11 protein-coding genes are annotated in these 15,945 nt (G+C 38.2%); 6 read left to right on the top strand and 5 right to left on the bottom strand.

What is annotated here, in order from left to right:
* Window positions 1-48 precede the first annotated feature (48 nt).
* Window positions 49-435: an NIPSNAP family protein gene (locus ACHWSC_RS06265; RefSeq protein ID WP_394676212.1), complete on the top strand. Its 387-nt coding sequence runs from the start codon at window positions 49-51 to the stop codon at window positions 433-435.
* A 14-nt stretch (window positions 436-449) separates the two neighbouring features.
* On the opposite strand, the gene ACHWSC_RS06260 is transcribed toward ACHWSC_RS06265, so the two are convergent.
* The 4 genes from ACHWSC_RS06260 to ACHWSC_RS06245 form a co-directional block, all read right to left on the bottom strand.
* Window positions 450-851, bottom strand: coding sequence for a hypothetical protein (locus ACHWSC_RS06260; RefSeq protein WP_394676211.1), 402 nt, complete (start codon window positions 849-851; stop codon window positions 450-452).
* Window positions 852-1,042: 191 nt separating this feature from the next.
* A complete protein-coding gene (locus tag ACHWSC_RS06255; protein WP_394676210.1) occupies window positions 1,043-1,909 on the bottom strand; it encodes an AraC family transcriptional regulator in 867 nt (288 codons plus the stop codon).
* An 8-nt stretch (window positions 1,910-1,917) separates the two neighbouring features.
* Window positions 1,918-2,475 carry a hypothetical protein gene (locus ACHWSC_RS06250; RefSeq protein WP_394676209.1) on the bottom strand — a complete coding sequence of 186 codons (558 nt, stop codon included), beginning with the start codon at window positions 2,473-2,475 and terminating at the stop codon, window positions 1,918-1,920.
* A gap of 168 nt (window positions 2,476-2,643) precedes the next feature.
* Window positions 2,644-4,182, bottom strand: a complete 1,539-nt coding sequence (locus tag ACHWSC_RS06245) for a glycosyltransferase family 39 protein (RefSeq protein ID WP_394676208.1) — start codon at window positions 4,180-4,182, stop codon at window positions 2,644-2,646.
* Between the two features lie 232 nt (window positions 4,183-4,414).
* Between ACHWSC_RS06245 and ACHWSC_RS06240 the strand changes: the two genes are divergently transcribed.
* The 3 genes from ACHWSC_RS06240 to ACHWSC_RS06230 all read left to right on the top strand — a co-directional run bounded on the left by ACHWSC_RS06240 (window position 4,415) and on the right by ACHWSC_RS06230 (window position 8,272).
* Window positions 4,415-5,341, top strand: a complete 927-nt coding sequence (locus tag ACHWSC_RS06240) for a 2-hydroxyacid dehydrogenase (protein ID WP_394676207.1) — start codon at window positions 4,415-4,417, stop codon at window positions 5,339-5,341.
* A 152-nt stretch (window positions 5,342-5,493) separates the two neighbouring features.
* Window positions 5,494-7,563, top strand: a complete 2,070-nt coding sequence (locus tag ACHWSC_RS06235) for a M48 family metalloprotease (protein WP_394676206.1) — start codon at window positions 5,494-5,496, stop codon at window positions 7,561-7,563.
* Between the two features lie 118 nt (window positions 7,564-7,681).
* Window positions 7,682-8,272 (top strand): dihydrofolate reductase family protein, encoded by a 591-nt coding sequence (locus ACHWSC_RS06230; RefSeq protein ID WP_394676205.1) that lies wholly within the window; start codon window positions 7,682-7,684, stop codon window positions 8,270-8,272.
* Window positions 8,273-8,323: 51 nt separating this feature from the next.
* Here ACHWSC_RS06230 and ACHWSC_RS06225 read toward each other — a convergent pair whose 3' ends face one another.
* The gene (locus tag ACHWSC_RS06225; RefSeq protein WP_394676204.1) at window positions 8,324-8,821 is read right to left on the bottom strand and encodes a DinB family protein; all 498 of its coding nucleotides are present in this window, start codon (window positions 8,819-8,821) and stop codon (window positions 8,324-8,326) included.
* A gap of 371 nt (window positions 8,822-9,192) precedes the next feature.
* Between ACHWSC_RS06225 and ACHWSC_RS06220 the strand changes: the two genes are divergently transcribed.
* Together ACHWSC_RS06220 and ACHWSC_RS06215 are read left to right on the top strand one after the other, a co-directional pair.
* Window positions 9,193-9,765 carry a hypothetical protein gene (locus ACHWSC_RS06220; protein WP_394676203.1) on the top strand — a complete coding sequence of 191 codons (573 nt, stop codon included), beginning with the start codon at window positions 9,193-9,195 and terminating at the stop codon, window positions 9,763-9,765.
* Window positions 9,766-9,902: 137 nt separating this feature from the next.
* A complete protein-coding gene (locus tag ACHWSC_RS06215; protein ID WP_394676202.1) occupies window positions 9,903-15,902 on the top strand; it encodes an alpha-2-macroglobulin family protein in 6,000 nt (1,999 codons plus the stop codon).
* The last annotated feature ends 43 nt before the right edge of the window (window positions 15,903-15,945 follow it).

Here is a 15,945-nt window from a genome sequence, read left to right as displayed (position 1 = left end):
GCTTTAAAAAAGGTGGAGCTAAATTAAATAAAATGCCATCGCGAGAATATGGTTAAAATACCGATTCTAATAAGTATAAACCCGTATTTTGGATGTGGAAAACTGAAAAAAAATAAACGCATTTATGAACTACGCATTTATGAGGCCGCAACGGAGCAACTGTCTACGAAAAAGATAGACATGTTTAACAACGGGGAAATCGATATTTTCAAAAAACTGAATTTTAATGCTGTTTTTTATGGACAGGTGCTTGCCGGTAGTATGATGCCCAAGCTGATGTATCTGGCGGCATTCGAAAGTATGGAAGACAGGAATACACATTGGAAAGATTTTGGACCTTTATACAAACCAATGCAGGATTTACCGCAATATCAGAATAACGTATCAAAGAGTATAAAAGTGATGCTATACCCCGCCGCATATTCTGATATTTAGTGGTCGAGCTGTGTTTATCTTCTCCTAACAAACAAATTGAATTTTTTGCACCAGTCAAAAAAACTGACTAAAGCCTGTCTATCCAATTTTTCAAAACTGTAAATCTTATGGGGATAGGGAAGGGCATTTGTATAAATACCCGTATTTGCTAATATTAGCATTGGATTGCTGCTATCAATTTTGTCAAAATATTTGCCTAGGATCGTGTAGTGTGTTTTAAATAACGATTCAACAGTTTCATTATTGGAGACCAGCGAAATGGTATAATCGTAGTCGTCATGTTGCATTTTTTCACAGTCGCATATCCTGTTTTTTCCTAAAGCAACTTCATTTCCACTGTCCCAAAGAAAATTTGCGACTTCAAAAAATAAATCGTTTTTGATATGCCCTACGGGCTCAGTGATGAAATATCTCATTTGTGTTTTGTTTTACCTGTGGTTTTCTTCTTGATATTTAATGGACTAAAATCTCCTTTCTGTCGGATTTAGGTAATCAATTAAATATGCTGTTCAACTTGTCGCTACCGATAGGCTGAACCAAGCTTTCTAACACAAAGAAATATCAATTTGCTGTAGTTTAAAAGAGATAAAAAGTGGTAAGTATTGGATTATTCAAGGTTTCTGTTTCGAAAGTTAAGAGCTGTCATACCGGTTACTTTCGAAAATAAACGGGAAAAATAAGGATGATCATCGTAACCTAGCTCCACCGCTATTTCTTTTACAGATTTCTTTGAATGATAGAGCAGACGTTTCGCTTCTAATATAACACGTTGCTGAATATGATAAGTAACGGGCTTTCCGGTTGTCTTTTTTAGACATTCATTGAGATAGGCCGTAGATATTTTCATTTTCTCGGCATATCGCTTAGGCTGTTTAATGTCAATAAATTCTTTATCTAATAGCGAAGCGAACTCTTTGCTGATAATTTCAAATCGAGACTGTGCATCACTTTTAGTTGATTGTATTAAATATTGTGAGATAATAAGAGCCGCAATGGTATTGCAGCTATCTTTCATTAGCGCAGTATATAGTTTTTCGTGTCTTCTTTCGTTAATTTTTAAACAGGTGTCTACAGTCTGGGATAAGACCGCTAATGTATCCTGATCAATTTCGATGGGAGCAATCCCCGTAATATCTTTTAGAGCGTTTATGTAATCCGAGTTTAGATTTTCTACACTGATCATTAAGACACTAAAAGCGCTGTAATCCATGGCTATTCCCCGGTGTACTTGATAAGGCTGGATGATCATTACGGAGGAGGAACCTAATTGATACCGCTGAAAATCTACTTCAAATATTCCATTTCCCTCTTCGAGAATGAAAAATAAATAGAAATCATCACGATGTGCCTGACTTATTTTGGCTAACTCTAAATTTCTGACAGCATTCCTTTTTATAGCCATTCCCAAATTAAACTCATTAGGAAATGAATTTAATGGGATGGTATTATTTTTTTTTGAGGCTGATGAATTCACCCTCAAATTTAAACATTTGTCAAGATACTAATGATGTTTTTTCTATATCCGGGGTCTTTTTCTCGAAGTTCGAGAATATTGTGTTTTAAATCTATGTTGACATACCATTCCGCGTAATGATGTTTTTCATTTGCGTCGTCAAAGAAAACTTTAGCTTTAATATATTCCTCATCAAAATATTCCGGGTGTCCACTGACGATAAACGCGGTAGATCCAATATTATCGTGCATTTTAAAGGATTTACCATCGATTTTAAAGAGGCTATTTAAAGCTTTGGTAAAATTGTCACTTAATTTGCCAATTGAATAGAAATTAATCCCTTCGCGATAAAACCTTTGTTTATCGACTTCGGTATCGACAATACCCAATTTCATATCAGGACGAAAGGCGATTGCCAAACCAACCGTCTCTCTACCCCAAAGCCCTTTAGCTTGGACAATATGATGTTCGTCATCATCTTTCCAATATTTTGTGACGGTCAGTTGTAAATCTACAAAATCATCGTCCTCACTAACGTCAATCTGTCTCAAATTGCTTTGTCCTTTCAAGAAATTCAAAAAGCGCATAATTATCCTGTTAATTTCGTGTTAAGTTCCATGGCATAGTGATGATACCAAAATATATATGACAAGTATCATTCGCGCCGGAAGCTTTTGGCTATTGAATTAAATATACTATTTTTTTTACTAAAAAAATAGACTGGAGCAGGCCTGATCGCTTAAAAAATGAATTATTTACAAAGGAAGTTTCTTCGCTGTTTTTTCTGATGCAATCTCTTCGGAGATACGTTCATTGATATTGATTTTTGCATGAATAAAAGTGAAGATCACTGTACCATATTCTCTTGCGTAGGTATTTGTGATGGAGTCGGCCAGCATTGATTTGCTGAAGAAGGGACTTGTTGCTGCTAGTTCTCTTTCTCGTTCCCAGCGGTTTTTAATTCGAATCACATTGCTGTATGCTTTATTCAAATCAAACCAATTGATGTAGTCAGCGTTGAATGAAACAGCTTTAATTCCTCGTTTGGAATAATAGTTGATGGCGCCGGCCTGCCCATAATTGTCGCAAAGTACAAGGGTATTTTCTGATCTAGGTATTTGGTCATAGAGACTATCGACTTTTCTAGCAAGTTCTTGCCATCCCAACATATCTGCAAAATCCTGTGGGAGTGGATGCTCTTTGCCATCTTCCCATGTCAACATACCATATTTTCTGTATTTATCGGGATGGTTCACAAAATATGCTGGATTTCTATTGGGGAATGCAATATTATAGACTGGAAGAAATAGGATCGCCGTTAAAACGATCAAGATAGGTTTTAAAATCTGACCAGTTTTATTTTCCAAAAGTGATGAAATATAAACTGCGCCAAAAGCAAAATATATTGGGTAAAGACCTATTGCATAATAATCTTTCGCTCTTAGAAATAAGAAGATTCCAAGGGTGATAAAGAAAGAGTAGAAGAATAGGCGATATGTTTTAAATGCAGGATATTTCAGCAGTGCATATAATCCAAGAATGAGGACGGGAAAGGTTCCGAAAAAAAACAAAAATTGAGACCGTACGAAGCTCCATCGGTTAACATGGACAAGTTGTGTATCTTGAAGCTCTTTGAAATGAACAAATACAGGGAAGTTATTGCGGTACTGCCATACTAAATTAGGAAGGATAATTAGTAGGGCAATGAGTATTCCGTAATATAATTTTTTTTCTGTAAATATTTTTCGTTCCGGAACCAAAGCAACTGCGGGGATCAAACCTAAGATCAGAAATATGATGTTGTATTTATTCAGAAATCCAAGCGCAAAAACAATAGCCATATAAAATAACCACTTGGATTGTTTGTTATTTAAATACTTTATTATACAATAGTATATGGAAGTCCAACATAAGACATCAAAAGAATTAGGTTGATACAAACCATTCAAACGGAATAGCACAGAAAACATAATGCAACAGCTTCCAAAGAGCTGTGCAAACAGATTTCCTTTCAGCGATTCTATTGTTTTCCAGACGATAAGAATCGTTAAGGCTCCGAAAAGTGCAGGGAAAAACTTGATCCAAAAGACAGAATTGCCCAGTATTTTGATGAGATAGGAAATCAACGATGTTAATGGCGGTACGGAAAGGTATCCCCAAGCTAAATGGTTTGCTTGATCTACATGTAAGAATTCGTCGCGCTGCAATTCGTAGGTTGGGCTAATCAACTGGTATTGCATGATGAATTTGAAAATGATTAGGCTTATTAGGATAATTCGGTTTTTGAGTGCCATCTGAATTTGTATTTATGGATGTCCTCTACGAATTTACGATTAAAATAGATTTTAAACTTTGTTTTTTAATAGAATCGGTTGTTTCAGCTAATTTCGACAGCCAGCTACCCGCTGGTTTGTTTGAACAAAAGAAATCATCATGATATTTTTAAATACGTTAAGACTAAGAATACCCAAAGAAAGCAAACGATAGATAGGCATAAAATGTTATTTTCGTGTAAACGAACAAAGTATGAGTATAGCATTGATACTGAATAGAGCCAGAGCCGAGGAGTGGAAGGTCGAAATCAATAAATATTTACCTGAAATAAAGGTGGAGATCTTCCCTGAGATTGAAAATTATGATGCGGTCGAATTTGCGCTTTGCTGGAAACCAGAAGCAGATTATTACACTCATTTTCCAAACTTAAAAGTTATCCAATCTGGTGGCGCCGGAATAGATCATCTTTTTCCCAAAAGTATTTCATCACATCTCCGCATTTGTAGGATTATCGATCCCATGTTGAAAAGAGATATGTTTGAACATGTTTTGACTTGCTTAATGCATTCGATGAAGAAGTTTTCGACTTATATAAACGAAAAAGAAAAGAAAAATTGGCAGCCCTTGCTATACAAATCAATTGGTGAAACCAGGGTTACTATTTTAGGATTAGGCGAAATTGGTGGTTATGTGGCTGAAGGTTTAGTCCAATTGGGATTCAACGTAAATGGATGGTCCAATTCACCTAAAAATCTTAAGGGAGTAAGTTCGTTTACTGGAATGAAAGGACTTCGTGCTGCCCTTGAAAGCACGGATTTTATTGTTAATATACTACCATTGACCGATGCAACAAAAGGAATTCTAAATCGTGGTTTCTTCAATTTGTGTCCCAAAGAAACTGTACTCGTTAACGTTGGTCGAGGAGAACATCTCGTGGAAAATGATTTGTTGGATGCAATTGCTGGAAAAAAAATTACTGAAGCTTATCTTGATGTATTTCATCAGGAACCATTACCGCAAGATCATCCATTTTGGGATTGCCCACCTATTGTGATAACTCCGCATGTTGCTAGTAGGACAAATATTGGATCTTCCGTCTTACAAGTGGTGGATAATTATCGAAGAATGGTTGAGGGGCGATCTTTGCTCCATGAAGTTTCTTTAAAAAAAGGTTATTAGCAATATAAGATGTACGCAAGTTTTGCGGTAGAAAGCATTGATTGGTATTTTGTCGGATAGGTTTACAATTTTGATTTGATGTAAACTTATAGGCAAATGGATTTTATTTTTTAGATTTATATAGTCAATTATCCTTGCTTTATTAACAATTTATGAACGTACAAGTATCTACAAACTTTAGAAAACATGCGCGTAAAACAATTTTATCTATTGTTGTTTTTGCGGTTACTTATGTTATTCTGCTACTCTTGGCAATAGGTATTACTGTTGGTTTTACTTTATTGGGACTATTGATGTTCACTGCCAAGCCTATGTTTTTAACCGCAGTATTATGTTTGGGCTTACTCGCTACAGGTCTGACCATACTTTTCTTTTTGTTAAAATTTGTTTTTGCGTCAACAAAAGTTGATACCGGGCATCTTACACAGATATATGAGAGCGACGAACCACAGTTATTTGCACTTATTCATGAGGTGGTAAAGGAAGTTGACACAAGCTTTCCAAAGAAAGTTTTTCTATCGCATGATGTCAATGCATCTGTATTCTATGACTCTAGTTTTTGGAGCATGTTTTTACCCATTAAGAAAAATCTTCAGATTGGTGTGGGGATGGTGAATGCAGTTACTCAACAGGAACTAAAGGCTATTCTTGCACACGAGTTTGGCCACTTCTCACAAAAAAGCATGAAAGTGGGTAGCTATGTTTACCATGTTAATCAGATTATCTACAATATGCTGTATAAGAATGAATCGCTGGATAATATGTTTGGTAAATGGGGTAACATCAGTGGGTACTCTGCTATTTTTATTGGTATATCGATGTTTATTATTCAACAGATTCAGCATATTTTGAAGCATCTTTATGAATATGTAAATCTCAATTATTTGGCGTTATCAAGAGAGATGGAATTTCATGCGGATGAAATTGCAGCACATGTGGCTGGTTCCCGGGCTTTGGCTGACTCGCTCTTACGTTTGGGTTTTGCAAACCATGCACTAAATAATGTACTTACTTTCTATGATACCAAATTTTCTGAAAATATCCGTAGTCGTAATATTTATCCAGAGCATCGTTGTGTCATGCTCTTGTTTGCGGAACGCAATAGGTATCAAGTGCAAAATGGTTTTCCTCAGATCGAATTGGCGACTTTAAAAAAATATGATAAATCGAAGTTAAATCTTGAAGATCAATGGTCGTCCCATCCATCGGATGAAGATCGGGTAAAAGCATTACAGAAACTTAATATTGTTAAGCAAGAAGCCAACAACGCACCTGCTATTGAATTACTAGCTAATCATGCTGCGGTAGCAAACCAAATTTCGGATAAATTGTTTGCGCAGGTACAGTATCAACAGCCCCCATCAATGTTAGAAATAACGTCTTTCAGTGATGATTTTGAAAGTCGAATGAACAAGTATGCTGTTGATCAAAGATTCAATGATTTCTATGACTACAATCATCCTGTGCGAAAAGGTGAAACTCCAATTTTTCAGGGACAGACAAAGCCGACTTTTGATGAGTTATTTGCCGATAGTAGAGTTGATACACTATATGAACTTAATAGTCTGAAAAATGATAAATATGTCGTTGAAGCAATCAGTAAAGGCGAATTAAAATTAAAGTCCTTTGACTATGACGGTATAAAATATCGAGCTGCAGATGCCATCGAATTACTAAAAAAAATTGAAGATACTATTGTAGATACGGAGCATAAAATTACCGACTACAACCAGCAGATCCATTATTATTTTGCACACTTGGCTGATACGCAGGTGATGTGTGAAGAGTTTGAACGAAGATATTATGATTTTGCTTTTTTCGACAAGAATTATGAGGAGGCACAAGAACTTTATGCTCACATGACGGAGAATACCCGGTTTATATTTCAGACTTTGCCCTTCGCTGATATTGAGGCAAGGTTGCAAGACGTCAAACGTAGGGAAGGAGAATTAAAAAAGAAACTGGCAACGCTTATGGCACTTCCCGGAAGTAAGGATGAATTGGATGATCCGTTGCTTACTTCATTGGACACGTATATCAACAGGGATTTAATATATTTTAATGTAGATCATTATAACGAGGATAACCTTCAAATCCTTTTTAATGCGATATCGGCCTATAAAAAGTTATTGGATGATCAGCATTTCGCGAAGAAAAAGCACTATTTGAATTTTATGCTTACCCTTGAGGAAGGTAAAGGACAGAAAAAAGAACTGTCGTAAATGCCCTTGTATATTGACGCTTTGTCCCCGCTGTACGTCGATTGAAATGGTTTATTTTTGATAGACAATAACCCAGTTTTGAATTGGATTTGTTTTATTAAATATTAAACTTTTTGTTATGCGGAAATTAATAATGAAAATGTCTGTTTCCATCGATGGATTTGTTGCGGGCATCCACGGTGAACTTGATTGGATGTTTAAAAGTAGCGATGATCATTCTAGCGCATGGGTTTTAAATATTTGTGAATCTGCCGGCGTTCATCTAATGGGCCGAAAGACCTTTGAAGTAATGGCTTCCTATTGGCCTGCTTCAACAAATCCTTTTGCGGCAGCAATGAATGAAATCCCTAAAGCGGTCTTTACAAAAAAGGGCTATCATCCCAAAACAGAAGATTTTGCTCACAATGCCGAGCTTCCTGCGTATTCCTCTTGGATGAATGCCCGGGTTTTTGATGCAGGTCTCATTGAAGGAATTAAAGAATTAAAAGCAGAGTCTGGTAAGCCATTATTGGCCCATGGCGGAGCTGAATTTATGCGAAGTTTAATTGAAACCGGATTAATTGATGAATATCATCTGATCACACATCCAATTGCATTGGGTACTGGGCTGCCTATATTCGACGGTCTTTCTAGATTTCTCGATCTAAAGCTCGTGAATGTGCAAGTTTTTCCAGGTGGTGTTGTCGCACATACATATTGTCCGGCGTAGAATGAAAATACGACATCTATATGTCGTATTTTCATTCCAGCAGCTAGCTTTTTAGAAATTCTGTGAATCGGCAGAGGCACCATAACTTGCTGGAAGGGGAATATCATTGAGTCTATAGTAAACACCTAATTGTGCCCTGTGATGTGTAATCTGGTTTAATGAGTGACGAATAGCACCGTATTTGCTCCAGCTTGCCAGTTCATGACCATCATTTTTAATGGTCCAGCTTGGAATTAAGTCTTCCTCCTTAGCTGTTTCTAAAGCATTTTTTCCGGCTTCGTAATCTTCGTCCAATTTTTTTAAGAGATCATCCCGAGTCAATAGACTTGTTGGCACATAAGCACTTTTGGCAAAGTCAAGTTCTGAAGTCTTTAAAATGGTGCTTGGCCATTCGAAAACTTCGACTAAGTGGGTTGCCAGACGCATCATTTTCATGCTTTTTTCATGTGGGACATATTCATTCTTGCCTTCAGGGAAAAGTGCAATGAAGTTTTTTGTAATTTGATACTCATTAGCTAATTCTTCTTTTAATTGTGGTAATGTTTCCATGTTTTTTTTTCTGTAATAATTTAAAATTCGATTAGTTATCCTACTAATAGCCTTTGCTCTGGAATTGTTTTTTCGTTTAGTATTTGTTTTCCTGCTAAGGTTAAACAAAGATATAACCACTATGTGACAGCTATGTGTCAGTATGAATTGGGTGAATCATCATTTATGATAAAAATAAAATAGTGGCAGCTCTTATTATCTCATGTTGTTGAAAACTTGGACTGCAAAGGTTCGAGTATTTGTTTTTTTATAACGTTTATTTAAGCAAGCGCTGCAAATAATAAAGCAGGTCAAGCGAATTGTAAAAAGGGTGGAAATGAGCATATAGACTAAGTATATTTGATTGGTAATTAATTAAATAAAATTGAACGATGGGAAATAAGAAAGCAATATTCACTTTTGTAGGCCTGGTATTGGTTGCAGTAATTGGTATCGGTATATGGGCTTACCGTCTTTTGGGAAATATGGAGGCGGATCAGGAAAAAACAGAACAATTATCTTCCCGAATTTTAGCTGGTTTTGGCGATCATACCGCTATTTATAAATATCCAGTACAATTGTCCGCAGTTGATTGGGGGAAGAGCTGTCTAATTCTTGAAAATGGCGGTGCCGGTGATTTGGGAATAACTTATAAGGAAAAATGGAACGAGGCATTGGGAACAGTAGATAATTATCCCGGTGATGCTGTCAAAGGCATTGTTATGATAGCGATGGACATGCAGGAAAAAGGAGAGTACGTCAATAAGATCGGTCAAAAAGATAAAGCTTATCAGCGCAATTATATTATTAGCTATGTAGATCTCGACAAGGAGGTAGTCATCGCCCGCGATACCCTATATGGTGAGGAGCCGCCTTTGGTCAATCGTTCCAGCGGTTCGGGAGCTGGTGACTTTCCCTCGGACACTGAAGTTATAGATTCAATCAAAGGTAGGTTGAAATTGTAATTTTTTTTTCTCCGTTTATGGAATTTTGATATTCTTCGCATCCCTGCACGAAAGTTGAAGTGCCGGATGGAAAAATCTAGTACTTGGCTTTAGGTAAATTTATCTATTTTTAAAAGAATTTAGCCAGTATCTTAAACATGAAATGGAAATCAATTGTTGTCTGCTTTTTAGCTGTTCTGTATTCTGTGGTCCTTTGTGGGCAATCGACCTTATTCAATAGTCCACGTGGATCTTCTGACTATTATATTTATAAACTGAGCCCAGAAGTTTTAAGAAAAATTCACTTGGGAGAGAAGAAATTCGATGAAACTATGCTCAGCGATTTTTTTCTTAAGTATAAGGCCGGAAGTCCACAGCCGACTTTACCTTCTGGTAATTATGTCCAGGTCCGCGCCAGTGGAGCTGATCTCATTTATCAGGAATTGATTAGTGATAACCTATATGTCAAGATTATTCCGGCAGAAATTTTTGCGATTTGTCTATACGATTCTCTGGGAACGATTATAAAAGATGCGCAAGTAAAAGTGAAGGGGCGTCGCATGTCATTCGATAAGAAGTTACATTATTATAAAGCTGCCAATGCAAATAGTGACGATGTCGTCAGTATTGAACATAAGGGTGTCTATCATTACCTGAGTGTAGAACGGAGTTGGCCTTACAAAGACAGGGTTCCATTATGGAAAGGGATCAAAAATAGCTGGCTTAGAACAAAGTTTAAGATTAAGAGATTCTTTCATAAACAAGAAACTGAACAGACAGAAAGCTTTATGGTTTTTAACAAGCCAATGTATAAGCCAAATGAGCAGGTTAAATTTAAAGCTTATCTTGAGGAAGAAAAATGGAAACCTTACCGTGATTCTATTACCGTACGTCTGACAGGTGGATATGGATATGCCAAAGATACCGTTTTGGCCCGACTTGCTCCCTATCGTCCGGGAATGTACAATTTTGCATTTGATTTGAAGGGGCTTGGCCTTATCCTTGATAAAAATTATGGGATCTCTTTGGAATCTACAAAAGCCAGAATCGTCTTGCATCAACAGTCTTTCCGATATGAAGACTATGAGTTGAAAAGCCTAAGCTTTAATATGACGTCCGAAAAGACGAAATATGCTAAAGGAGACAGTGTGCGACTGAAACTAAAAGCTTTAAATGAAAATGAAATGCCCATATATGATGGGAAAGTAGATGTGCGTGTTGTGACAAGTCCACTTTATACGCTTGATATAAAGTCCAATAAGGTCAATTTTATTCCAGATACATTATGGCAAACGAGCATTTCGCTCGTAGATGTGGCGGAAAAGGAAATTGTATTACCCGATTCAATCTTTCCGGCTGACATAGGTCTTACATTTCGGGTTATTGGCACCTATCTAAGTTCGGATAATGAAAGAATTGAGCGAAGTCTCGACCTTAATATACTCAACAGCGAAAAGGAAATTCGTATTGCTGTAAAAGACGGGCATGCAGAGCTGAAGTATTTCGAAAAAGGTGTTGCGATGCCAACAACTGCTCAGCTAATGATATTAGGTGAACATCGTGAAGTGCTGAAGACTGAAAATTTGAGTTTACCTAATTTGGTTTCTATACCTTGGCAGGCCGAAGAAATTGTTGTCAAGTCGAATGGATTCAGTAAAAACGTTTATCTGGAGGATCAAGAGCAGGCACAACTGAATTATCGGTTTTATCGAACTACGGATTCGGTGATATTGCATGTCAATAATCCCGCTATGATTCCATTTTGGTATCGTGTCTATCGTGCTGGTCGTACGATTGCTTCGGGTTATAATACCAAATTAAAAGGTACATTTTTAGCTCGGGGAAAAGACGGGTATAGCATGGAAATCACCTATCTTTTTGGAGGAAAATCAAAAGTTATCCAGGAAGAATTACCCTATGTGGAGAAGAATTTAAATTTGGCAGTCAACACGGCGACGACAGTTTATCCGGGGCAGAAGGCTGATGTAGAACTTTCGGTTACGGATAAGAATGGTAAACCGTTGAAGGATGTTGATATTACGGCCTATGGTTTTACCTCAAAATTTAGGTCAGCAACCACTCCAAATATTACTATGGGTGGTCTGATGCGAAGGGCAAGAGTCTCACAAAATCTTAATTTTAGTTTGGATGATGATGAGAAGGCACATCAGGGAGCTCTTCAAAATTGGGCAAAATGGTCTAAAGAGATGCAGTTGGATACGATGGCTTTTTATCGGTTTTTATATCCCAAAGATTATTATCAGGAGTCTCTTCCTCTAGATGCTGTCAAGAGTCAGATTTCCCCTTATGTCGTTGTAAATGGTGTAGTGCAGGGGATCCATTTAGTCTGGATAGACGGTGTTCTGACTTATGCTAAACAAGACCAACAAAATAACAATACTATTTTTGAAGTTTTTCCGGGGCAGCATGATTTCAGATTTAGGACCAAGGATCGCGACATTCGTGTAAGTGGCTTTTATCTTGAAAAGGGGAAAAAGGTCATTGTTTCCTTTAATGCCTCACAGGATACGATTGGTTTTACCTACCCCGAAAAAGAATTCAGCAAAGGCCAAATTTTGGTTTACCGATTACCTAAAGAAGAACGTGGTAAGCTCTACACTAACGAATTGACTGAATTGAAGCGCCAGTTGATTACAGTAACCAACAATTTTGGAGCCTGGCAATTACCCAATAATAATGCATTGATTGAGATGCCGGCATATATCCAGACAGCAGGAGATCTCTACTACCTCAATCCCGTAAGAAAAACCGTTTACGATAACCGGTTGCGGACACAGGTTCCCGTACCCCTGATGGTGGGACCATTTCCAAGGACAGAAATGTATAACGGTGTGTCCAAAATAGGCACGCTCATGGTTGACACAGCGAAAATCGGACGTTTTGAAATTGAGGGAGGCTATCAATACAGTATCTATAAAAATTACCAAAAACAAAAAAGCTGGGATGGCAATCCTTTGCGGATTGATCTGTATGATTTTACGCCAAAGTTAGATTTTCAGGAGAGGGTATGGACCTTGGAGGATATCAAGGCAAACGTAGAACGTACTTTCCAAGAGACGATGCAAAATAGCACGGGACTTGCGCAATTTGCTACGGTGAAGAAAGGAAAAAAAGACGCTATTTTTAAATTGAATTTAATTTTGGGCAATGATGCTGCACAAAAAGGCATTCGACCTGCATTGATCTTTATTGAACCGACGAATGTCGAGGAGAGAATGTATTTTAGACTGTTTTACGGCGGACATCGAAGTTTTGGAGATCTTCCGGTCGGCGATGTTACTTTGCATATTGTAAAGGATGATTCAACTTCTTTTAGTTTACCAATCAAACTCAAAGCCAATGGGATGAATTATCTCAGACTGGATTCTATTCAATGGAGCGATGCATCCCAAGCGGCGAGATTGGCTTACAAACTTGTACGCGATGAAATTATTGTGCGTACCGTGGAAAATCCATTGCAGGATTCTATAAGGCATGGGCAGGAGATTGATCCGCGGTTCTTAAAAATAGACCAGGAAGGTTTTAGAGCGAAAAGAAATAATAATAAGGTCGCCCGGATCTTAGTTTATGATGGTGATACGCCATTAATTGGGGCTAAAGTAAGTGTTTCGGATACAAAAAAACGATATTTCACAAGCTTTGACGGTAGTTTGGAACTTGAGCTCTCCGATGACAAAAATGCTGTTCTTGAGATTGCTGCTTTAGGGTACAATACAGCTACAGTCAAAGTCTCCAGTGGCAAAGATTATTTCGTTGAGTTAAAGCCAAGCGAAAATCAATTGGATGAAGTGGTTGTTGTGGGGTATGGCGTCCAAAAAAGACAATCATTGACTGCGGCAGTGAAATCGATCAATGCTAGGACGGATGGGGTGACTACGGCTATGCTGCAGGGGGCTGTAGCAGGGATTCGTATTCGTGGCGCTGCTAGTCTGGCCCCCAATGAAAAACCATTGATTTTAGTAGACGGAGTCCCCTTTGAAGGTGATATTTCAAGTCTTGATCCATCGACTATCGCGTCATTGAATGTGATTAAAGATCAATCTATGCTGGGATTATACGGTGCTCGGGCCGCCAACGGCGTGGTGATGGTTCAGATGAAAGCTGGAGCTTCTGCGGCATCGACAGGTGCTGTGGATATGCCCTATTTGGAATCTGGAAATACGATGCGCGTGAACTTCCGCGATGATGCATTTTGGCAGCCAAAGCTAACCACCGATGCTCAGGGAAAAGCTAATTTTGAAGCGACCTATTCGGATGATATTACCAATTGGCGAACATTCTTTATTGCTAAAGGAAGTAAAAATTTCGCCGACATAAAAGAGCTAAATGTCAAATCTTTTAAAGCTGTTTCGGCACATTTGGCGACTCCCCGATTTGCCATCAGGGGTGATCAGTTTTCTGCCATGGGACGGGTTGTCAATTATCTTAGCGACAGCTTACAGCTCTCGCGTACCATCAATAATGGACTAACAACGCAGGAGGCAAAGTTGAAAATTGCGAAGTCCTATCGGGATCCTATATCGGTTATTGCCGATAAGGGGGACAGCATCCAACTTGCTTATTCGATCGGATTGTCAAATGGATATTTTGATGGTGAAAAACGTAGCATTCCGATTTTTGAAAAGGGGCTTGAACAACATGAAGGAGATTTTAAAGTGCTTAACAGTACCGCAGAGTATTTGCTAAAAACTTCTCCTGCGCTAGGCGAAATCACCTTGCATGCCGAAGCAAATTCGCTGGAATTCTTACAACGGGAAATCGAATCTATTGATCGTTACAAATTTCTATGCAATGAGCAGATGGCTTCCAAATTGAGTGCATTACTTTCTAAAAAAGAGCTTACAAAATTGATCGGAAAGCCCTTTACAGAGGATAAGAAAATAAAGGATCTTTTGAAGGAGTTACAGAAAAACAAAAATTCCAATCAGGGCTGGGGCTGGTGGAACAAAAGTGAAACTGTGACCTGGATCAGCAACTATGTGATCGGGGTACTGTTGGATGCCCGAGAAGCAGGATACCAGGTTGAGATCGATACGGAGATCTATGCAGAACGTGAAAAGACCATGTTGAAAAGCAGCTTGGCTTCGCTGGATCTTCTATTGGATAAAGATAAGCTTCACGGGGCCAAAGAGAATTTGTTTGGCTCCCTGATATATCTGCTCCGGCTAGATCCGAAAACCGATTACAAAGATTATTTCTTCGAAATTGATACAAAACTGAAAAGTAAAACCATTAAGGATAAACTGTTGAAATATCTATTGATTTCAAAACTGGGTCTTAAAGATTCACATGCTGCAGACACTGTTCTTAAATATTCCTCAAAGGCTGTCTTAGGTGGGCTTTATTGGACTTCTGGAACTACAACAGATCAGAAAGGCAGATCTTTTATGCGACCTACGGAAACCAATACCGAGAATACACTGTTGGCTTACGGTGTCTTAAAATCAATTGGTGGTCATGATTCGGATTTAGAAAATATCCGTAATTACTTTTTTGCGCAGCGGCAGCAAAACCAATGGTATAATATCTACGAATCTTCGCGTATCATACGAAGTATTCTTCCTGATTTACTGAAAGAGGGTGAGTCTTTCCAGGCACCGGTTATGGTCATCAATGGCAAACGCGTCACTACATTTCCGTATACGCAAAGCTTTAAGTCGGATGAACAGATTAAAGTGAGGAAAGAAGGGACGGGGCCGGCTTTTGTGACAGCCTATCAAAATTTTTGGAATCCAAATCCTGTCATAGAAAAAGAAAAGGGGCTTGCTGTGGCAACGCGATTTAAGGACAATGGTGCTACGGTAGCGGCGCTGAAGGAAGGGAATCCTGTAAAACTTGAAGCAAGCGTAACCTTAACTGGTGAAGCTGAGTATGTGCAGATCGAAGTTCCTATACCGGCGGGATGTTCTTATGAAACCAAAACCAATGGATACTATAGAATCGAGGCGCACCGGGAGCATTTCAAAGATCGTGTAGTCATTTTTTGCAACAAACTGGGGAAAGGTACACATACCTTTGAGATCGAACTTTTACCTCGTTATACCGGGACTTATACAGTCAACCCAGCGAAGGCTGAATTAATGTATTTCCCGACATACTATGGAAACGAGAAAATGAAAGAAATCGTGGTGGAATAAATATGCTTTTACAAAAAAAGGGACTTATCACATGATAAGTCCC

This window comes from uncultured Sphingobacterium sp. (assembly GCF_964277905.1).
Classification (GTDB): domain Bacteria; phylum Bacteroidota; class Bacteroidia; order Sphingobacteriales; family Sphingobacteriaceae; genus Sphingobacterium; species Sphingobacterium siyangense.
The sequence above is the reverse complement of the archived record's forward strand: the minus strand, read 5'-3'. Positions and strand labels throughout refer to the sequence as shown.